The 20,415-nt window shown below is 75.0% G+C and carries 18 protein-coding genes; 3 read left to right on the top strand and 15 right to left on the bottom strand.

Annotation, left to right across the window (positions count from 1 at the left end):
* Window positions 1-33: 33 nt before the first annotated feature.
* The 5 genes from ABME01_RS03855 to ABME01_RS03875 are packed head-to-tail and all read right to left on the bottom strand — an operon-like array spanning window position 34 to window position 6,539.
* Complete coding sequence (locus ABME01_RS03855) at window positions 34-1,170, bottom strand: glycosyltransferase (protein ID WP_353827034.1); 1,137 nt, start codon at window positions 1,168-1,170, stop codon at window positions 34-36.
* Window positions 1,167-2,228 carry a glycosyltransferase gene (locus ABME01_RS03860; protein WP_353827035.1) on the bottom strand — a complete coding sequence of 354 codons (1,062 nt, stop codon included), beginning with the start codon at window positions 2,226-2,228 and terminating at the stop codon, window positions 1,167-1,169. Before ABME01_RS03860 ends, ABME01_RS03855 begins: the two co-directional genes overlap by 4 nt.
* Entirely contained in the window at window positions 2,225-3,355 is a 1,131-nt protein-coding gene (locus tag ABME01_RS03865; protein ID WP_353827036.1) for a glycosyltransferase family 4 protein, read from the bottom strand. The genes ABME01_RS03860 and ABME01_RS03865 overlap by 4 nt, the downstream gene beginning before the upstream one ends.
* On the bottom strand, window positions 3,352-4,518 hold the full coding sequence (locus ABME01_RS03870) for a glycosyltransferase family 4 protein (RefSeq protein ID WP_353827037.1): 1,167 nt from the start codon (window positions 4,516-4,518) through the stop codon (window positions 3,352-3,354). The genes ABME01_RS03865 and ABME01_RS03870 overlap by 4 nt, the downstream gene beginning before the upstream one ends.
* Window positions 4,515-6,539, bottom strand: a complete 2,025-nt coding sequence (locus ABME01_RS03875) for a glycosyltransferase (RefSeq protein WP_353827038.1) — start codon at window positions 6,537-6,539, stop codon at window positions 4,515-4,517. The genes ABME01_RS03870 and ABME01_RS03875 overlap by 4 nt, the downstream gene beginning before the upstream one ends.
* Before the next feature lie 81 nt (window positions 6,540-6,620).
* Here ABME01_RS03875 and ABME01_RS03880 point away from each other — a divergent pair, with 81 nt between their 5' ends.
* Together ABME01_RS03880 and ABME01_RS03885 are read left to right on the top strand one after the other, a co-directional pair.
* Entirely contained in the window at window positions 6,621-7,346 is a 726-nt protein-coding gene (locus ABME01_RS03880) for an arsenate reductase/protein-tyrosine-phosphatase family protein (RefSeq protein ID WP_353827039.1), read from the top strand.
* On the top strand, window positions 7,343-8,539 hold the full coding sequence (locus tag ABME01_RS03885) for a glycosyltransferase (RefSeq protein WP_353827040.1): 1,197 nt from the start codon (window positions 7,343-7,345) through the stop codon (window positions 8,537-8,539). Before ABME01_RS03880 ends, ABME01_RS03885 begins: the two co-directional genes overlap by 4 nt.
* A gap of 10 nt (window positions 8,540-8,549) precedes the next feature.
* Here the strand turns inward: ABME01_RS03885 and ABME01_RS03890 are convergent, their stop codons facing one another.
* Window positions 8,550-9,518: an alpha/beta hydrolase family protein gene (locus ABME01_RS03890; RefSeq protein ID WP_353827041.1), complete on the bottom strand. Its 969-nt coding sequence runs from the start codon at window positions 9,516-9,518 to the stop codon at window positions 8,550-8,552.
* 71 nt (window positions 9,519-9,589) lie between these two features.
* Between ABME01_RS03890 and ABME01_RS03895 the strand changes: the two genes are divergently transcribed.
* Window positions 9,590-10,267: a TetR/AcrR family transcriptional regulator gene (locus ABME01_RS03895; RefSeq protein WP_353827042.1), complete on the top strand. Its 678-nt coding sequence runs from the start codon at window positions 9,590-9,592 to the stop codon at window positions 10,265-10,267.
* A 5-nt stretch (window positions 10,268-10,272) separates the two neighbouring features.
* Here ABME01_RS03895 and ABME01_RS03900 read toward each other — a convergent pair whose 3' ends face one another.
* From ABME01_RS03900 to ABME01_RS03940, 9 genes are all read right to left on the bottom strand, one after another.
* Window positions 10,273-11,697: an FAD-dependent oxidoreductase gene (locus ABME01_RS03900; RefSeq protein ID WP_353827043.1), complete on the bottom strand. Its 1,425-nt coding sequence runs from the start codon at window positions 11,695-11,697 to the stop codon at window positions 10,273-10,275.
* Between the two features lie 32 nt (window positions 11,698-11,729).
* Window positions 11,730-12,572 carry a uroporphyrinogen-III C-methyltransferase gene (gene cobA, locus ABME01_RS03905; RefSeq protein ID WP_353827044.1) on the bottom strand — a complete coding sequence of 281 codons (843 nt, stop codon included), beginning with the start codon at window positions 12,570-12,572 and terminating at the stop codon, window positions 11,730-11,732.
* Window positions 12,569-13,486 carry an ABC transporter permease gene (locus tag ABME01_RS03910; protein WP_353827045.1) on the bottom strand — a complete coding sequence of 306 codons (918 nt, stop codon included), beginning with the start codon at window positions 13,484-13,486 and terminating at the stop codon, window positions 12,569-12,571. Before ABME01_RS03910 ends, cobA begins: the two co-directional genes overlap by 4 nt.
* Before the next feature lie 94 nt (window positions 13,487-13,580).
* Complete coding sequence (locus ABME01_RS03915; protein WP_353827046.1) at window positions 13,581-14,330, bottom strand: ABC transporter ATP-binding protein; 750 nt, start codon at window positions 14,328-14,330, stop codon at window positions 13,581-13,583.
* Window positions 14,327-15,439, bottom strand: a complete 1,113-nt coding sequence (locus ABME01_RS03920; protein ID WP_353827047.1) for an ABC transporter substrate-binding protein — start codon at window positions 15,437-15,439, stop codon at window positions 14,327-14,329. Before ABME01_RS03920 ends, ABME01_RS03915 begins: the two co-directional genes overlap by 4 nt.
* A complete protein-coding gene (locus ABME01_RS03925; protein WP_353827048.1) occupies window positions 15,436-16,803 on the bottom strand; it encodes a sulfate adenylyltransferase subunit 1 in 1,368 nt (455 codons plus the stop codon). Before ABME01_RS03925 ends, ABME01_RS03920 begins: the two co-directional genes overlap by 4 nt.
* Window positions 16,803-17,735, bottom strand: coding sequence for a sulfate adenylyltransferase subunit CysD (gene cysD / locus ABME01_RS03930; RefSeq protein ID WP_353827049.1), 933 nt, complete (start codon window positions 17,733-17,735; stop codon window positions 16,803-16,805). Before cysD ends, ABME01_RS03925 begins: the two co-directional genes overlap by 1 nt.
* Window positions 17,732-18,523: a phosphoadenylyl-sulfate reductase gene (locus ABME01_RS03935; RefSeq protein ID WP_353827050.1), complete on the bottom strand. Its 792-nt coding sequence runs from the start codon at window positions 18,521-18,523 to the stop codon at window positions 17,732-17,734. Before ABME01_RS03935 ends, cysD begins: the two co-directional genes overlap by 4 nt.
* Entirely contained in the window at window positions 18,520-20,298 is a 1,779-nt protein-coding gene (locus tag ABME01_RS03940; RefSeq protein ID WP_353827051.1) for a nitrite/sulfite reductase, read from the bottom strand. Before ABME01_RS03940 ends, ABME01_RS03935 begins: the two co-directional genes overlap by 4 nt.
* Between the last annotated feature and the right edge of the window lie 117 nt (window positions 20,299-20,415).

Here is a 20,415-nt window from a genome sequence, read left to right on the forward strand (position 1 = left end):
CGGCCTCGGCGCATCGCCGAGGCTTTCGCAGGATCAGGCGGTATCGCTCGCCCGGGAGAGTCGTACCAGCACCTCGTGCATAGCGGCCACTCGCTCGCTCCAGTCGCTCGCCGGTCCGTCGGCACCGTGCGGGAACGGCTGCGACGCCTCGGCCGCCGCGGTGACCGCGGCCGGGAACGACGCACCCTCGGCGATCGTCACGCGCGCGTCGTCGACGTCGCGGAAGCCCGCCACCGGCGTCGAGACGACCGGGCGGCCGACCGCTTGGTACTCGTAGAGCTTGATCGGGTCGAGGCTGTCGGTGAACGCCGTGACCACGTGGGGCACGATGAGCACGTCGGCGTGCTGGAGGTAGCCGATCACGTCCTCCCGGGCCCGCGGCCCGAGGAGCACCGCACCCGCCCGCTCGAGTCGCGACGTGGCATCCGACCCGAGGAGGGTGGGCCCCACGAGCACGAGCGTGCCGCCGACCGAGCCGAGCGCCCGCGCGGTCGCGTCGCAGAGGTCGACGTCGATGCGGTCGGGGTGCGCGGTGCCCAGGTAGAGCGCCGTGCGGCCGGCGGGCAGGTCCGCGGGACGGCCGACGGGCGAACGGTACGCGGCGGCGTCGACGCCGTTCGGGATGAGGGTCACGGGGCGGTCGGCGCCCTTGCGTCGCGCCAGCTCGGGTGAGCACACGACGACCTCGCCCGCGATCTCGAGCAGCCGCGCCTCGTTCGCCGCGGCCCGCGCCCGCTCGGCGTCGGGGCGATCCGCCGCGAGCCAGTCGTCGGTCACGTCGTAGAGGCTCGGCCAGCCGGTGCGCTCGGCGAGGCCGACCGCACCGGGGTCGTTGATCCAGAGCAGCGGATCGTGCATGCCGAGCGATGCGGCGGCGCGCTCGACCGCCGCCGCGAGTCGTTCGTCGGCGCGGCGGTCCACGCGTCGCGGGAGCCACTTGGTCGGCCGCAACGTCCACAGCCGTCCCGGCGCCGGCCCCGGCACGGGCCGGACGCCCCGGCCGAGCTCTGGAGCGCGACCCGAGGCGAGCGCGTGCGTCGGGTCCGCCGCGGGCTCGACGAACAGCACGCGCAGGGCGGGGTCCGCACGCAGCAGGCCGGCGACGAGGTGCTGGTTGCGACGCCACACCTCGTCCCAGCGTTCGAGCGAGAGCACCACGAGATCGGTCATGCGTCGCTCCTCGTCCTCGCGATCGCGTCGCGGTAGACCGCCTCGGTGCCGGCGGCCTGCGCCCGCAGCGAGAAGTGCTGCTGCTGTCGAGCCCGTGCCGCCTCGCCGAGGGCGGCGCGCGCCGCGGGGTCGGCCGCGAGTTCGCGCAGGCGTGCGCCTGCGGCATCCGCGTCGTCGGCGGCGAACCGCGTGCGCGGGTCGAGTCCGTCGAGCACCTCGACGTGGCCGGCCGCGTCGGCGGCGACGGGCGGCAGTCCGGAGGCCATCGCCTCCAGCAGAGTGAGGCCGAGACCTTCGACGGGGCACGGCGCGAGGAGCAGGCCGGATCGCGCGAGCAGGTCGGGCAGGTCGGTGCGGTAGCCGCTGAACCGGACGGATGCCGCGACGCCGAGTTCGGCCGCCAGGCGCTCGAGGGGCTCCCGCTCCGGGCCGATCCCGGCGACCTCGAGGGTCCAGCCCCGGCCGGCGAGCCCGGATGCCGCGAACGCGCGCATCCCGACGTCGGAGCGCTTCTCGGGCTGCAGGCGCTGCGCCATGAGCACGGTGCGCTCGCGCGCCGCAGGATCGCCCGCCGCCCTCGGCTCGATGCCGGTGTGCACGACCGTGCTCGGGCCCGAGACCGCTGCCGCCACGGCGGCGCTGATGGCGAGCTGGGCGTCCAGTCGCGGACCGACGAGGGCATCGATCGGGATCGGCCCGACGCGGCCGCGCGCCCGGGCGAAGTGGCAGGTCGCGACGAGCGCCGGCCGACGCGAGGGCCGCCCCGTGGCGAGGGCCGCGACGGCCGCGACATCCGCCGCCGTCATGTGCGTGTTGACGACGTCGACCTCGGCAGCGAGCCCGCGGACCGCGCGCAGCACCTCGATCGTGCGCGCAGCGGGCGTGTGCCCGACGCCCGCGGCGTCGAGTCCCGGCCGCATGCGCGGCGGGTCGCCGCCGATCACGTGCACGGCGTGGCCGTCGGCGGCCTGCGTGCGTGCGAGCCGCAGCACGAACTGCTCGACGCCCGAGAACCCGTCGGAGCGGATGGCGTGCAGGATCCGCAGGCGATCGCTCACAGGCGCGCCGCCCGGTCGCGCTCGAGGGACCTCGCGAGCTCGAGGTAGCGCGACGCGACCTCGCGCCACGAGTGCTGCTCCGCCGTGCGCCTCGCCCGCTCGCGCCAGGCGTCGAGCGGTTCCGCGCTGAGCTCGGCGAGGCGTGCGCCGACGGCCGAGGCATCGCGCTCGACGAGGAAGCCGTTCTCGCCGTCGACCACGATGTCGGGCGCGAAGCCGACCCGCGTCGAGATCACCGGGACGCCGCACGCGAGCGCCTCGAGCACGACGAGCGCGTTCGCCTCGTAGGCGCTCGGCAGCACGAGGACGTCCGACGCCCGCAGGAGCGGCACGGGGTCGGGCCGCTCGCCCGCGAACACCACCCGGTCTGCGACGCCGGCCCGGCGGGCCTGCACCGTGGCCCGGCGGATCATCTCGCTCGTGCCGCCGACCACGAGCAGCACGACGCGCGGCGCGGCGCCGAGCGCGGCGATCGCGACGTGCAGCCCCTTGCGCTCGAACTCGTGGCCGATGAAGACGGCGACGACCCGATCGTCGGCGATGCCGAGCTCGCGCCGGACCTCGGCGCGCTCCACGGCATCCCCCGGGCTGAAGCGCTCGATGTCGACCCCGTTCGGGATGACGGTGACCGGCGGACGCACGCGTCCGTACACCTCGCGGAGCAGGTCCGCCTCCTGGCCGGTCAGTGCGACCACCGCGCGGTGCGTGCGTCCGCGATAGCGGATGCGGTCCCGCGCGGCCGTGAACAGGTGCACCGGGTTGCGCACCATCCGCCACGAGTAGTTGCCGCGGGCCTTCATGGCGGCCTGCAGGAGGCCGTGGTTGACGTAGACGTCGCCCGCCATCACGTCGTTGTGGGTGAAGGCGATCGCGTCGGGTCGCTCCGCGAGGAACCGCTTCGCGCGGCGGGTGCCGACCGTGCTGAACCAGACGACGTTGCCGGCCCGCAGGAGATGGCGGCCGAGCGCCGTCCGGCGCGGGCGGTCGAGCGTCCGGCCGGCGTCCGCGGCCGTGAACCGCTCGACCGGGACGCCCGCAGCGCGGAACTCCTGCTCGAGTGCGTACGCCACGCCGGCGACCCCGCTCCCGGGCTCGATCGTCGGCGCGATCTGCACGATGCGCGTCATCCGCCGGACCGCTCCGCCGACGCGTCCGATGCCGAGCGCTCCGCGTGCACGCCCTCGAGCAGGTCGAGGTAGCGCTGCGCGATGGTCGGCCAGCCGAGCGGGACGACGGATGCCCGGGCCCGCTCCCGGAACGCCTCGAGCGCCGCGTCGTCGAGGCTCGCGATCTGCTCCATCCGATCGCCGACGGCCTGCGGGTCGCGGTCCACCAGGTACCCGTTCTCACCGTCGACGATGATCTCGGGGGCGTAGCCCACGGGGGTGGCGACGACCGGGAGGCCGCTCGCGAGGGCCTCGAGCACCACGAGCGCGTTCGCCTCGTAGGCGCTCGGGAAGACGAACAGGTCGCAGGCGGCGAGATGCCGTCGGAGGTCGCCGCGGGGGCCGAGGAACAGCACCCGATCGCCCACGCCGTGCTCCTTGGCCTCCTCGTAGGCCTCCGCGATGATCGCGTCGTTGCCGCCGATGATGAGCAGCAGCACGCTCGGCGCGTGCGCGAGGCCGCGGATGGCGAACGACAGGCCCTTCCGCGAGAACTCGTGCCCGACGAAGACGGCGACGCGCTCCTCGGTGCCGAGCTTCAGCTCCGTGCGCGCCGCCGCGCGCTCGTCCGGCGTCGGCGGGCGGAAGCGATCGAGGTCGACGCCGTTCGGGATCACCTCGATGCGAGGACCGATCGGGCCGTACGTGGCACGCAGGTCGTCCGCGTCGCGCTCCGAGAGACAGACGACGGTGCGGTGGGCGTGGCCGCGGTAGCGGATCCGGTCGCGCGCGTAGATGAACAGGTGCACTGGGTTGCGGTAGATGCGCCACGGCGAGCGCCCCCGGGCGCGCATCGACGCGAGCAGCACGCCGTGGTTGACGTAGACGTCGCCCGCGAGCACGTTGTTGTGGCAGATCGAGACCGCGTCGGAGTGCTCGGCGAGGAACCGCTTCGCCCGGCGCGTGCCGACCGTGCTGAACCAGATCATTCGCCATCCGCCGCGGATGCGGGCGAGGAAGGCGTTCCGCGGCCATGGGATCGGGCGGCCGCGCCGGGCGTCGTCGAAGGTGAACCGGTCGACCTCGGCCCCGAGCGCCCGCAGGCGCTGCTCGAGGTTCCAGGCCACGCCGGCCACGCCGGTCCCCGGCCCGATGAACGGGACGATCTGGATGATCCGGGTCATGCGGCCGACTCCCCTCGGAACCGCGCCTCGACCCGGACCGGGCCGAGGCGGTAGATCGCCGCGCGGCGGCGTGCCGCGCGACCGCGCTCGCCGGGGAGCACGACCGAGCGTGTCATCGCGCCCAGCCACTGCCCGGCGCGAGCCACCTGCCATCCGGCGGCGCCGAAGTGCTTGCGCAGGAACCGCTCCTGCGAGGCGTGGAAGTGGGCCTCCCGACGGCGCGGGTCGCCGCCGGTCCCGGCACCGGTGTGGACGGCCCGCGCCTCCGGCACGACGTCGTGGCGCCAGCCGAGGCGGTGCGCTCGGTAGGCCCAATCGGCTTCCTCGGCGTAGAGGAAGTAGCGCTCGTCGAAGGCGCCGACGTGCTCGAGCGCCTCGGCGCGCAGCAGCATGACCGAGCCGATCACGTACGACGGGTCGCGCCGCAGGCGTGCGAGGCCGAGGGCTTCGAGCCAGGTGCCCGCGGGCGAGGGGAGCCACCACTCGACCCGGGCCTGCGCGCCGCGATCGTCGACCTGGGCCGGCCCGACGCTCGCGAGGTCGGGGCGCGCGTGGAGCGCCCGGTGCAGGGCCGCGACGTCGTCGGCGGAGATCTCGGCGTCGGGGTTCACGAGGAGGACGTCGGCGCCCGGCGCGATCCGATTCGCGAGCCCTGCGTTCACCCCCGCGGCGAACCCGCCGTTGCGGCCCGGGTCGAGGTAGCGCACGCCGAGCTCCTCGCACAGCGCCGCGATCTCCGGCAGCGACGAGTTGTCGACGACGGTGACCGGCAGCCCCGCGAGCGGCTCGAGCGCGCGGCGCAGCAGCTCCGGCGCGCCGTACGCGACCACGATGACCTCGAGGCCCGCCGTCGGTTCGGGGGCCGGGGACGGTTCGTGCAGGATGCCGCGGTACAGCTCGAGGTAGTCGCGCCCCACCGCGCCCCAACTGCACTCCTCGGCGCGCACGAAGCCCGCGGCGCGGAGCTCGGCCGCCCGGGGACCTGCCGCTTCGACGAGCGCCTCGGCGAGGGCGGCCGCGTCGCCGGTGGGCACCAGGAGGCCCGCGCCTCCGACCACGTCGGGCAGCGCGCCCGCGTCGCTCGCGACGACCGGCACGCCGCAGGCCATCGCCTCGACGGCGACCCGCCCGAACTGCTCGGTCCACGACGGCGTCGGCATCGAGGGGATCGCGAGCACGTCGAACGAGCGCAGCACCTCGGGGATGCGGGAGGGGTCGACCGCGCCGACGAGCTCGACGCGGTCGGCGACGCCGGCCGCGGCCGCACGCGACGGGAGCTCCGCGGCGAGGGGTCCGCTGCCCACGATGCGAAGGCGCAGCCGCGGTTCGGTCACGAGGGCGTCGAGGAGGAGCAGGACGCCCTTCTCGGGCACGAGGCGTCCGAGGAAGCCGACGGTGATCGGCGCTGCGTCGTCCGACGCCGGGGCCTCCGTCGCGCCGTCCGACCCGGGACGCTCCGGTGCGGGCGAGGTGCCCGCATCCGCGTCATCCGCCGGGGTGAACCGCGCGAGGTCGACGCCGAGCGGGATGACGCGCGCCCGGCCGGAGAAGCCCTTGTCCTCCACGATGCGCGCGGCCTCGGTGTTGCATGCCGCGATGCCCGACGCGGTGCGCAGCGCCCGTCGCTCGAGCCACCGGAAGGGGATCGGGTAGCGCTTGCGCAGGTTCTGCGCGGTGTAGAGCACGACGGGCGGACGCCGACGGCGCAGCGCGCGGAGCAGCAGGATCTCTGCCGTGGCGAGGGCGAACGGCTCCTCGTGCACGTCGAGCACGTCCCACTCCTCGCCGAGCGCGCGCCAGAGCGGGATCGGGTCGTAGACGAACAGGGCCGGATGCCGCCCGAGCGTTCGGACGCCGCGCACGCGCTCGTCGGGCCGCGGCTCGAGGGCGACCGGCACGCCGCCCGCATGCCATCGCCGCGCACACGCGACCTCGACGTCGACGCCGAGCGCGGCCAGGGCGCGCTCACGACCGCGCCACTCGTCCACGACGGCGCTGTGCGAGACCCTCAGTACGCGCACGGCACCCCCTCTAGACTCCTGTTGCAGAAACCCTATCCGGGGGCGGGGTCCCCGGTCGCGGGCGAGTTGGGGGTGGTGGCCGTGGATCGCGACGCCTTCCGCGTGCTCGTCGTCTGCACCGGCAACCTCAATCGCTCCGCGCTCGGGGCGGCACTGCTGCGCACCTGGGTCGAGTGGTACCTCCCCGCCGACCTGGCGGCGCGCGTCACCGTCACGAGCGCCGGCACCGCCGCACCGGTGGGACGCCCGATGCGGCGCCGCACCCGCGCGATCGCGGAGGCGCTCGGCGCGAGCGGGAGCGGGCACCGGGCCCGCCAGCTCGACGAGTCCGAGGTCGGCGCGGCCGACCTCGTGCTCACCGCGGACGTCGCGCACCGCGACGCCGTGCTCGGGATGGTGCCCGCGATGCTTCGCTCCACCTTCACGATCCGCGAGGCCGGCGCGATCGCCGCCGACCTCGGCCCCGCACTTGCTCCGCAGACCGCCGACGAGCTCCGCGAGCGGGTGGCGCGACTCGCCGAGGGGCGAGGCCGCGGCATCCAGGGTCCGGGCGACATCACCGACCCGCAGGGCAAGGACGACGAGGCGTTCCGTGCGATGGCGCGCGACGAGGTCCCGCCGCTGACCAGGCTCGCCGCGCAGCTGCTGGGAATGCCGCAGAAGGACCTCGAGGCGATCGGGGGCGAGGTGACGGCACCCGACGCCTTCCCCTTCGTCGGCCTCGACCCGCCGCCCACGGGTGGGCGGACGTCCCAGCCCGCCCTCGAGCGGCGGCTCCGCCGCTGGTTCGGGCGGAAGGACTCGTGAGCGTCGCACGCCGCGCGCCGGGCGTCGAGCGGCCGTTGCGGGTGCTCCACCTCGACCACACCGCCGCAGCCGGAGGGGCGGAACTCGCCCTCATCCGGATGCTGGGGGCGGCGCCCGGCTGGTCGCCCGTCGTGCAGACGCCCCCGCTCGGCGGCGAGGCCGCGGTGTGGAGCCGTCTGCCCGACCGGGTCCCGCACCGCGTGACCGGCATCGCCCAACCCGCCGGGGCGAGCTCCGGCGGTCGGCTGGCGGCGGCCGCCTTCGGAGCGCGGCTCGTCGTGCAGGCCATCGCCGTTCGCGGCTCGTCGGCCTTCCGCGGCGCCGACCTCGTCGACGCGAACACGGCCCGCGCCGCCGCCTATGGCGCCCTCGCCGCACGACTCGGGCGCACGCCGTTCGTCGTGCACCTGCGCGACCGCGTCGAGCCCGAGGCGCTCGGCGGTGCCGGGCACGCCATCATGACCCGCGTCGTGCTGCCCCGCGCCGACGGCGTCATCGCGAATTCGCGCGCCACGCTCGTCACCGCGCAGCCGTACCTGCGCGAGGGGGCCGTCGCCGAGGTCGTGCCGAGCGCCTCCGGCCTCGCCGTCGGTGCGGCGAGCCAGGCGGACGCCGCCGCGCCGCTGCGGACCATCGGCATGCTCGCGCGCATCGACCCGTGGAAAGGCCAGGTGCTGCTGCTCGAGGCATTCGCCCGGGTGTTCCGCGGTCGGGACGTGCGCCTGCAGTTCGCCGGCGGAGCGCCGTTCGGACACGAGGGCGAGGTCGACGCACTGCGCGCGCGTGCCGACGCGCTCGGCGTGGGCGGTCAGGTCGACCTGCTCGGGCACGTCGACGACGTGCCGGGGCTTCTCGAAGGGTGGGATGTCGCGGTGCAGGCTTCGACCCGCGCCGAGCCGCTCGGCCAGAACGTGCTGCAGTACCTCGCCGCGGGCCGGGCGGTCGTCGCCGCCGACGAGGGCGGCCCGGCCGAGTGGATCGCCGACGGCGTGAACGGGCTGCTCGTGCGGCCCCGCGACGTGGACGCGCTCGCGGACGCGCTCGCGCGCCTCGACGAGGAGCCCGCGCTGCGCGGCCGCGTCGCCGCGGCGGCCGCGGCGACGCCCGGGCTGATGGACGACCGGGCGGTCGCGGCGGCCCACCTGGCCGTCTACCGGCGCGTGATGACGGCGCGCGACGGCAGCACGGACTGAGCACTGAGGATCAGCGCGCGGCCGTGCGCGCGCCGGTCGCGTCGGACGTGAGCGCGACCGCGGCGTCCGCGGTGGCGGACGCCGGCGCGAGCCGGTCGATCCCATCGAGCCCGCGCGTCGCGAACGCCGTGATCGCGTCGAGCGCGGCATCCGCCCCCAGCACGCGGTTGTGACCGGCGCCCTCGGTCAGCAGGAGCCGTGAGCGCGCGCCGTGCGCCTCGTGCAGGCGGATGCCCTCGCCGACCGGCACCTCCCGGTCGCCGCGGTCGTGCACGACGAGCAGCGGCATCCGCTCGGGCAACGGCACGGCGACGCCGTCGAACCGCGACCAGGGGTCGGCGAGTTCCGGAACGATCCGCTGCTCGAAGCGCGAGGTCAGTGCGTCGGCCGTCGCGGGACCCACGCCGACGCGTCGGGAGAACGAGTCGACGAGGAACCGCGCGTCGGCGGGGCCGGCGATCGCCACGAGCGCACCGGCCGCGAGCCCGTCGTGCACGGCGCCGCGCGCGGCGACGGCGCCGAACGAGTGGCCGATCACGGCATGGAAGCGTCCGTCCCGCGCCTGCAGCGCCTGGATGGCGGCCAGCCAGTCGCGGATGTCGGTGCGGCGACCGGTCGAGTCCCCGTTCGCGGGCGCGTCGAACGCGACGAGCCGGAACCCCTCGGCGCGGAGCTCGCGCACGATCGGGGCGAACTGCGAGGCGCGGCCGCGCCATCCGTGCACGAGCAGGATCGTGTCGGCGCCCGTGCCCCACTCGTAGGCGGTCACGTCGCGGCCGCGCACGCGGAGCACCGAGCGGCGCGCCGCCTCGTGCACCGCGCGGTCGGCGGCACGCACGGGCAGTCGCGGGCCGACCCGCATGAAGAGCGGCAGGGCAGCGGATGCCGCGAGCGACGGCGAGAGGGGCTCGGCGGCGCGGATCGCGGCGACGCGCCCGAGGAGCGCGGCGGTGGTGGCGGCTTCGGCGAGGCGGGACACGGGGACTCCGATCAAACTGTACGAACGGTCGTGCGTTGAGTATACGAACGTTCGTGCGTAAAATCCAGAGGGTGAGCATCATCGGAACCGAGGAGACCGTCCGCGCGGACGGGCGACGCGCGCGCGGCGACGCGTCGCGACGTCTCGTGCTCGCGGCCGCCGTCGACCTCGCCTCGGTCGAAGGGCTCGACCAGCTCTCGATCGGGCGCATCGCCGACGCCGCGTCGGTCAGCAAGAGCGGGGTGGCGACGCTGTTCGGCAGCAAGGAGCGCCTCCAACTGGCGGCCGTCGAAGCCGCGCGCGAACGGTTCGTCGAGACGGTGATCACGCCGGCGCGCGAGTTCCCGCGGGGCCTGCGCCGGGTGGTCGCGCTCGCGGACCGATGGATCGCCTACTCGCGCGACCGGGTGTTCCCGGGCGGGTGCTTCTTCGCCGAGGCGGCCGCCGACTTCGACGCCAAGCCCGGCCCGGTGCGGGACGCCATCCGGCACGCGCTCGACCAGTGGAACGGGTACCTCGCCGTGTCGCTCCGATACGCGCACGACCGCGGTGAGCTGCCCGGGCTCGACGACCCGGAGCAGCTCGCCTTCGAGTGCTCCGCGCTGCTCGACCTGGCCAACCGCAACTCGCTCATGCGCGACACGAACGAGCCGTACGCCCGCGCCCGAGCCGGGATCGCCGCGCGCCTGCGCACGGTCGGCGGCGACCCCGCCACGATCGACGCGTTCGCCGCCGTCCGCGACGCCTGAGGGCGTCAGCCCGCGATCAGGGCGCCGTCGCGCGACAGGTCGACCTGCTCGTCGCGGGGCACGACCTTCACGCGCTCGCGCGCGACGGGCCCCTCGAACGCCTCGCCGAGGCCCCGCTCGTGCGCGTCGAGCGCGAGCCATCCGTTCCAGGTGGTGAAGCGGATGCCGCGGCCATCGAGCAGCTCGAGCACCTCGTCGCCCGCGGCCGCGTCGATCGTCGGCGCCACGCCGGGCGACGCGAGCACGCCCGCCTGCGCGTCCGCCACGAGGTTGGTGATCGTCTCGAGCGCGTCGCCCTTCGTGTGGCCGATGAGGCCGACGGGGCCGCGCTTGATCCAGCCCGTCGCGTAGACGCCGGCGACGGGGGCGCCGGAGGCATCCGTCACCCGCCCGCCCTCGTTCGGGATCACGCGCGAGCGCTCGTCGAACGGCACGCCCGCCACGGGCGAGCTCGCGTAGCCGACCGCGCGGTACACGGCCTGCACGGGCACGTCGACGAACTCGCCCGTACCGGCGACCGAGCCGTCGCCGACCGGGCGGGTCCGCTCGAACCGCACGCCCTCGACCGCGTCGGTGCCGAGCACCTCGACGGGCGAGTGGAAGAAGTGCAGGTGCAGGCGGCGCGACGCCGTGTACGGCCGGTCGTCGGCTCGGCGCCACCCGTTGAGGGTCCGCGTCATGACCTTGACCTGGTTGTTCGTCGCGAGCAGGTGCGCGGCGTGCTCGTCGCCCTCGGCCCGGGCGAAGTCCTCGTCGTACACGACGAGGTCGACGTCGGGCACCTCGCCGAGCTCGCGCAGCTCGATGGGCGTGAACTTCACCTGCGACGGGCCGCGGCGGCCGAAGACGTGCACGTCGGTCACGGGCGACGCGAGCAGTCCCGCGTGCACGTTCGCGGGGATGTCGGTCGAGAGCAGGTCGGCCGGGTGCTTCGCGAGCACGCGCGCCACGTCGAGCGCCACGTTGCCGTTGCCGATGACGGCGATCGCCTGCGCTTCGAGCGGCCACTCGCGCGGCACGTCGGGGTGGCCGTCGTACCAGGCGACGAAGTCGGCGGCACCGTACGAGCCCGGCAGGTCGATGCCCGGGATGTCGAGCGGGGCGTCCTTCAGGGCGCCGGTCGCGAAGATCACCGCGTCGTAGCGCTCGCGCAGCTCGTCGACCGTGACGTCACGGCCCACCTCGACGTTGCCGATCAGCCGGATCGTGCCCTCGTCGAGCATCTCGTGCAGCGAGTTGACGATGCCCTTGATCCGCGGGTGGTCGGGCGCGACGCCGTAGCGGATCAGGCCGTACGGCGCGGGCAGCGACTCGAACAGGTCGATCGAGACCTCGCCGCCGGCCTCGTCGACCTCGCGGCGCAGGATGTTGCCCGCGTAGATGCCGGCGGGGCCGGCGCCGACGATCGCGACACGGAGGGAGAGGGTCATGGTGACGAGGGCCTTTCGGGGTGCGGGCAGGGTCAGGACGCGGCCGGTCGGGCCGCGGTCGTCATCGACGTTCGGGTGCCCCCGGCGAGGGCGGATGCCGCGAGCTCGGCGGGCGCGTACGGACTGAGCCGCACCACGTCGCCGACCACCACGACGGCCGGTGAACGGACGCCCCGGACCGCCGCCTGGTGGGCGATCGTCTCGAGCGTGCCGATGGTGACCCGCTGGCGCGGGCCGTACCCATCCTCCACGATTCCGACGGGGCAGTCCGCACCGCGCTCGCCGCGGGCGAGCGTCATCGCGGAGTTCGCGAGCGTGCCGACGCCCATGAGCAGCACGACGGTGTGGTCGCGGCCGCCGCCGAGCGAACGGATCTGGTCGTGCCCGGTGACGACGGTGAAGGTCGTCGCGAGCCCGCGGTGGGTGAGCGGGATGCCGGCGATCGAGGGCACGGAGACGGCGCTCGTGATGCCGGGCACGACCTCGACGTCGACGCAGTGCTCGCGGCAGAACGCCAGCTCCTCGCCGCCGCGCCCGAACACGTAGGGGTCGCCGCCCTTGAGGCGCACGACGCGCTTGCCGTCGCGCGCGAGCGTCACGAGCAGGTCGTTGATCGCGTCCTGCGGCACGGCGTGGTGGCCGGGCAGCTTGCCGACGTCGACCACTTCGGCCGGGAGCTCGACCCCCTCGGCGGCGAGGCCGTCGAGCACCGACCGGGCGCCGAGCCGGTCGGCCACGATGACGTCGGCGGCTTCGAGGGCGCGCAGGCCCCGCAGGGTGAGGAGGCCGGGGTCGCCGGGGCCGGCGCCGACGAGGGCGACGTGCCCGGGGGCCGGAGCGGCATCCGCCCGGTGGTGGTTCGCGTGATCGGTCATCGGGGTCCTCCGGTCAGTCCGCGGCGGCGGAGCATGCCGCGCTCGAGGGGGGCGAAGGCGAGCAGCTCGATCACCACGCCGAGGGCGAGGATCACGAGGATCGTGCCGAGCACGCTCGCGAGGTCGGCGAGGTCGCGGCCCTGCTGCAGGAGCGAGCCGAGGCCGAAGCCGATGGAGCCGCCGAACGCGATGATCTCGGCGGCCATGAGGGAGCGCCACGAGAAGGCCCATCCCTGTCGGAGCCCGGCGAGGTAGCCGGGCAGGGCGGCGGGCAGCACGACGGATGCCGCGAGCTCGAGCCGCGACGCGCCGAGCACCGTGCCGACGCGGCGCAGCTGCGGCGGCACCTGCGCGACGCCCGCCACGAGGCCGTTCACGATCGACGGGATTGCGCCCATGAGCACCACGAAGTAGACGGTGGCATCCGAGAGCCCGAACCAGAGGATGGCCGCGGGCACCCACGCGACCGACGGCAGCACCTGCAGTCCCGAGACGAGCGGGCCCAGCGCACGGCGCAGCGGCGCCCATTCGGCCAGGAGCAGGCCGAGCGGCGTGCCGACCGCGACGGCGATCAGGAAGCCCACGACGCCGCGCTCGAGGCTCGTCGCCACGGCGAGTTGCAGCCGGCCGTCGTGCCAGGCCTCGCCGAGCGCCGCCGCCACCGCGACCGGGCCGGGTGCGAGGTCCGGCCGCGGTGCGGCGAGCACGGTGTACGCCTGCCACACCGCGACGAGCACGACGACGAGCAGCACGGGCGGGAGGACGCCGTCGATCGCGCGCCGCCACCACGGCGTGCGCAGTGCGACATCCGTCTGCAGGCGGTCGAGCCCCGCCTCCAGCGTGCGGAGGTCGTCGGCCCTCCCGCCGTCGGGTTCACCGGCGGTCGCGACGTTCGATCGCACGCGAGTGTCCATCGGATGCCGGATGGCGCGCCCCGGGGCGGCATCCACTGGACACTCGACGCGCGTGGGGGTGCGGGTGGACCGGGTGGACGAGGTCGTCAGGGCATCATGCGGCATTGCGACGGATCTCCCTTCGCAGGTGCTCGGTGATCTCCACGGAGAGCGCGGAGACGGCGGGCGACTCGATGCGACGCGGGCCGTCGTCGGCGATCCGCCACTCGTCGACGATGCGGCCCGGGCGGCTGGACATGAGCAGCACCCGTTGCCCGAGCCGGGCGGCCTCGCGGACGTTGTGCGTGACGAAGACGATCGTGCGGCCGGTCTCGCACCAGACGCGCTCGAGCTCCTCGTGCAGCAGGTCGCGCGTGATCGCGTCGAGCGCGGCGAACGGCTCGTCCATGAGCAGCACCGAGCGGTCCTGGGCGAGGGCGCGCGCGAGCGCGACGCGCTGCCGCATGCCGCCGGAGAGCTCGTGCGGGCGCTTGTCGGCGGCATCCGCGAGGTGAACCAGGTCGAGCAGCTCGAGGGCGCGGGCGCGGCGGGCGGGCCGCGCGAGGCCGGCGTCGCCGAACCGCAGGGCGAGCTCGACGTTGCGACGGGCGCTCAGCCACGGCAGCAGCGACGCCTCCTGGAACATGACGGCCGCGCGTCCGTCGACCTCGACCGTCCCGACGGTCGGCCGCTCGAGCCCGGCGATCAGCGAGAGGAGCGTCGACTTGCCGCAGCCCGAGGCGCCCAGCAGGCATGCGAATTCGCCCGGCGCGACCTCGAGGTCGATGCCCTCGAGCACCACCGGACCGTCGGCGGCGTAGCGCTTGCCGACCCCGGTGAGGCGGATGGCGGGTGCCGCCGTCATCGCGGACCACCCCCGAGTCCGGCGTCGTCGATCGGGTCGAGGCCGTCCTCCGCGCGGAGGGCGTTCAGGGCGTCGAGGTCGAGGAGGCCCTGGAGGTCGCCGGCCGTCGTGGTCTCGACGGCGGCGGCGTGACGCTGCAGCACCGGGAGGGTGGCGGCGAACGGGTCGACCGTCGGATCGACGTGGGCGAGCGCCCGTGCGAGCACCGCATCGGGGAGCGGCGCGCCGGCGTCGACGGCGAGCCGCGCGTTCGCGACGGCGGCGACCTCGTCGGGGTGCGCGGCGATCCAGTCCACCGACGCGGCATGCCCTGCGACGAGTGCCCGGACCGTGTCGGGGTGGTCGGCGATGAAGTCGGCGTTCACGACGAGCACGGTGGTCGGGAACGCGCCGTCCGGCCAGAGGTCGGCCTCGTCGACGAGCACGCGCGCCCCGGCGTCGAGCACCAGGCGGGAGGCCCAGGGCTCGGGCAGCCAGGCACCGTCGATCGTGCCGGCGACGAAGAGCTGCAGGGTGCGGGCGCTGTCGGTCGGCACGACGTCGACGTCGCCGCCGCCCGTGGGCGAGGTGTCGAGTCCGTGGTCGCCGAGCCAGGTGCGCAGCGCCACGTCCTGCGTGTTGCCGAGCTGGGGCGTCGCGAGCGTCGTGCCGTCCAGGTCGGCCGGGGCGTCGATGCCGTCGCGCACGACGAGTGACGCGCCGCCGCCGACGGCGCCCGCGACGATCCGGAGCGCCGTGCCGCCCGACTGCACGAAGCCGGTGATCGCGGGATTCGGGCCGAGGTAGGCGGCGTCGATCGCGCCCGCGCGCAGCGCCTCGACGGCGGCCGGCCCGGCGGCGAACGGCTGCGGCTCGAGCGCGGTGTCGCCGAGCGCGTCGGCGAGCAGGCCCGTCTCGAGCCCGACGAGCGCCGGCAGGTGCGTCACGTTCGCCGAGTACCCGAGCCGCAGCGCGTCGGCCGGGTCATCCGTCGTCGGGCTCGCGGCGGAGCCCTCGGCGGCGGCACGGCCGACGGAGCCGATGAGCACGGGCACGATGACGATCGCGGCCGCGACCGCGACGCCGGCGAGCAGCTCGCCGACCTGTCCACCGAGCCCGCGCGCGGTCACGCCGGAGCCTCGACGACGATGCCGGCGGCGAGCGTCGCGCCGTCCTCGGGGTGGATGACGAGGAACGCGCCCGCACGCCGGTGCTCGGCGTACGGCGCCGCCACCAGGTCGGCGGCCAGCCGCAGCGACACGAACCCGATGTCGTTCGTCGCGAGCCGGTCGGCCGGCACCGTGTCGACGCTGTCGAGGTCGAGGCGCCCGCGGATGTCGGCGACGAGCGCCTGCACGGTCGTCGTGCCGTGCTTGACGAGCACGCGAGCGCCCGGCGCGAGCGGCCGCGCATCGAGCTGGAACACGGCGGCCTCGAGCTGCCGGCGCGGGGCGGGCAGCGACCCGGCGGCCGCGATCACGGCGCCGCGCGCGGCGTCCACGGCGTCGGCGAGGCGGACCGACACCGACAGCGGCGCCGAGGCCTCCTCGACGGCGACCGGGCCGCGGTCGATGCCGACGACCGTGGTCGTGACGCCCGAGGGGAACACCTCGACGGGGTCGCCGACGCGCACCGTGCCGGACTCGATCCGGCCCGCGAAGGCGCGGTAGTCGCGGTACGCGTCGTCGGCGCCGGAGGCCGCGAGCTCGGGCGAGAGCGCGCCCTGCGGGCGCACGACGAGCTGCACCGGCAGGCGCAGCGCCTCGAGGTCGGTCTCGAGCTCGTCGATGGTCGAGAGCCCCTCGAGCAGTTCGAGCAGCGCCGGGCCGCCGTACCAGGGCGTGTTCGCCGAGCGTTCGACCACGTTGTCGCCCTGCAGCGCCGAGACCGGCACGACGTGGACGTCCGGCAGCCCGAGGTCGCGCGCGAGTCCCGCGACCTCGTCGGCGACCGCCGCGAACGCGTCGCGGTCGTAGCCGGTGAGGTCGATCTTGTTGACCGCCACGATGACGTGCGGCACGCGCAGCAGCTGCACGACCGCGAGGTGCCGTCGGGTCTGCTCCAGCACGCCGTGGCGCACGTCGACGAGCACGACGACGGCGTCGGCCGTGGCCGAGCCGGTGACCATGTTGCGGGTGTACTGCACGTGGCCGGGGCAGTCGGCGAGGATGAACGACCGCCGGCCGGTCGAGAAGTACCGGTAGGCGACGTCGATCGTGATGCCCTGCTCGCGCTCGGCCCGCAGTCCGTCGGTGAGCAGTGCGAAGTCGATCGCGCCGGGCTCGCCGCCGAAGCCGCGCTCGGCAGAGGTGCGGGCGACCGACTCGAGCTGATCGGCGAGGATCGCCTTCGAGTCGTGCAGCAGGCGGCCCACGAGCGTGGACTTGCCGTCGTCGACCGACCCCGCCGTCGCGAATCGGAAGAGGGTGCCGGACGGTGCGGTCGCGCCATCCGTCGCCGGAGCGCCGGTCGCTGCGGGCGTGGTCGTGCTCATCAGAAGTACCCGTCCTTCTTGCGGTCCTCCATGGCCGCCTCGGAGAGGCGGTCGTCGGCGCGCGTCGCGCCGCGTTCGGTGAGGGTGGATGCCGCGACCTCGCGCACGATGTCGGACACCGTCGACGCGGTCGAGACCACCGCGCCCGTGCAGCTCAGGTCGCCCACGGTGCGGTACCGGACGGTGCGGCGCTCGACCGTCTCGCCCTCGCGCGGCGGCGACACCTCGCTCACGGCGAGCCACATGCCGTCGCGCGCATACACGTCGCGCTCGTGCGCGAAGTACAGCGGCGGCAGTGCGATGCCCTCGCGCTCGAGGTAGCGCCAGACGTCGAGCTCGGTCCAGTTCGAGATCGGGAACGCGCGCACGTGCTGGCCGACCGTGTGGCGGCCGTTGTACAGGCTCCAGAGCTCCGGGCGCTGGTTGCGCGGGTCCCACTGGCCGAACTCGTCGCGCAGCGAGATGATGCGCTCCTTCGCGCGCGCCTTGTCCTCGTCGCGGCGCGCCCCGCCGAACACGGCGTCGTGGCGGCCCGCGGCGATGGCGTCGAGCAGCGGCTGCGTCTGCAGCGGGTTGCGGGTGCCGTCCGCGCGTTCCCGCAGGCGGCCGTCGTCCAGGTAGTCCTGCACCGACGCGACCTCGAGGCGGATGCCGAGCCGCGCGACGGTCTCGTCGCGGAACCGCAGCACCTCGGGGAAGTTGTGGCCGGTGTCGACGTGCAGCACCGGGAAGGGGACCTTCGCCGGCCAGAACGCCTTGGCGGCCAGGTGGAGCACGACGACCGAGTCCTTGCCGCCCGAGAAGAGCAGCACGGGCCGCTCGAACTCCGCGACGACCTCGCGGATGACGTGGATCGCCTCGGCCTCGAGCGCGTCGAGCGTGCCGAGGGCTGTCGTGGTCGGCGCCGGCGCCGGGGCCTGGATCTCGGTCATAGGTGCAACCCGCATTCCGTCTTGGCGAGGCCGGCCCAGCGGCCGGACCTCGGGTCCTCGCCCGCGGCGACGGGCGTCGTGCACGGCTCGCAGCCGATCGAGGGGTAGCCGTGCGAGATGAGGAGGTTCACGGGCACGGCGTTGACGCTCGCGTACTCGACGAGGTCGTCGAAGCTCCACGCGGCGACCGGGTTCACCTTCACGAGCCCGTTCCGCTCGTCGTACGTGACGAGCGGCGTGAGCGCGCGCGTCGGCGCCTCGTCGCGGCGCACGCCCGTGAACCAGACCTCGTACCCGCCGAGCGAGCGCTGCAGCGGCTCGACCTTGCGGCGGGCGCAGCAGCGGCCCGGGTCGCGGGCGAAGAGCTCGGCGCCGAACTCGGCATCCTGCTCGGCGACCGTCTGCTCGGGGAGCACGTCGACGACGCGGACGTCGAGCCGCCGGGCGACCTCGTCGCGCGTGACGACCGTCTCGGCGAAGTGGTAGCCGGTGTCGAGGAACAGCACGTCGACGCCAGGCAGCTGCGCGGCGACGAGGTGCGGCAGCGCGGCGTCCGCCATCGAGCACGCGACGGCCGCGGCATCCGTCGCGAAGTTCGCCGCCACCCAGGCGACGACCTCGGCGGGGGATGCCTCATGGTCGGTGAGACTGCCGAGGGCGGCGTTGCCGGCCTCGGCGAGGGCGCGCAGCTCGTCGGGCGACCGGCGTGCGGCGCGGTCGGCGACCGAGACGGCGTCGGATGCCGCGCCGGCACCCGGCGCCGCGATCCCGAGGTTCCGTGCGCTCATCGCAGCGCCTCCTCGTCGGCGCGGTGCGCCCACTCGGCGAACGTCTCGTCGGCGTCCGCGTCGCGCTCGTCGAGGAACCGCGTGACGACGCGCTCGACGTAGTCGGCGATGCCGTCGGCCGTGACCTTGAGGCCGCGCACGGTCCGGCCGAGGCCGGCCTCGTCGCGGTCCTGCGAGGCGAGCCCGCCGCCGAGGTGCACCTGGTAGCCCGGCACCTGCTCGCCGTCGATCGTGACGAGCTGGCCCTTCAGCCCGATGTCGGCGGTCTGGATGCGGGCGCACGAGTTGGGGCAGCCGTTGACGTGCAGGCTGATCGGGTGCGGCAGGTCGAACGCGTCGAGCCGCTCCTCGAGCTCGAGCACCGCCGCCGTGGCGAACGCCTTCGTCTCGACGATGGCGAGCTTGCAGAACTCGATCCCGGTGCACGCGATGGTGCCGCGGCGGATGAGGCTCGGCCGCGCCTGGAGCCCGAGCTCGTCGAGGCCGGCGATGAGCGACTCGACGCGGTCCTCCGGGATGTCGAGGATGACGACCTTCTGGTGCGGCGTCGTGCGCAGCCGCGTCGAGCCGTGCGCCTCGACGAGGTCGGCGAGCTTCGTCAGGGCCGGACCCGACACGCGGCCGACGATGGGCGTCGCGCCCACGTAGCACCGGCCGTCCTTTTGGCGGTGCACGCCGACGTGGTCGCCGGTCGTGGTCGGCGTCGGCGCGGCCGGGCCGTCGGGGAGCGCGTGCCCCAGGTACTCGGTCTCGAGGACCTCGCGGAACCGCGCGACCCCCCAGTCGGCGAGCAGGAACTTCAGGCGCGCCTTGTTCCGCAGCCGCCGGTAGCCGTAGTCGCGGAAGACCTGCGCGACGCCGTGCCACGCGTCGGCGACCCGGTCGGGCGACACGAACACGCCGAGCCGCTCGGCGAGCCTCGGTGCGGTCGACAGCCCGCCGCCGACCCACAGGTCGTAGCCGATGCCGAGCTCGGGGTGCTCGACCGCTACGAACGCGACGTCGTTGATCTCGTGCACGACGTCCTGGCTCGGGTGGCCCGTGATCGCCGACTTGAACTTGCGGGGCAGGTTCGCGAGCGTCTCGTCGCCGATGAAGCGCGAGGTGATCTCGTCGATCTGGGGGGTCGGGTCGATGAGCTCGTCGGCGGCGATGCCGGCGACCGGCGAGCCGAGGATGACGCGCGGCACGTCGCCGCACGCCTCGGTCGTGCCGAGGCCGACCGACTCCAGCCGGCGCCAGATCTCGGGCACGTCCTCGACGCGGATCCAGTGCAGCTGGATGTTCTGCCGGTCGGTGAGGTCGGCGGTGTCGCGCCCGAACTCGGTCGAGATGCCGCCGATGACGCGGAGCTGCTCGGTCGTCAGCTGCCCGCCGTCGATGCGGACGCGGAGCATGAAGTACTCGTCCTCGAGCTCGTGCGGCTCGAGCATCGCGGTGCGACCGCCGTCGATGCCGGGCTTGCGCTGCGTGTACAGCCCCCACCACCGGAACCGGCCGTGCAGGTCGGTCGGGTCGATCGAGGCGAAGCCGCCGTCGGCGTAGATCGTCTCGATGCGCTCGCGCACCGCGAGGCCGCCGTCGACCTGCTTCCACTCCTCGTTCGCGTTGAGCGGGGCCGTGCCGTCGACCTTCCACTGCCCGTTCGGCCGCGTCGACGGGCGAGCCGGGCGCGCCGGGCGCGGGTCGCCGGCGTCGCGCGCCGGGCGCTCGGCGCGTGCGGCACGCTCGGCGCGCGGCCCGCGGGTCGCGGCATCCGTCGTCTCGATCGTCACGGTTCCCCCTCTCGGGTACCCCGTCCGGGGCACGTGCCGACGACCGTACGGGTCGGCTGCGGCGACCGGAACCCGGCTCCGTCACCTGCGGTCACCCCGTGTCACGAGGCGTCGCAC

The sequence above is a fragment of the Agromyces litoreus genome, assembly GCF_040496015.1.
GTDB classification, from domain to species: Bacteria; Actinomycetota; Actinomycetes; order Actinomycetales; family Microbacteriaceae; genus Agromyces; species Agromyces litoreus.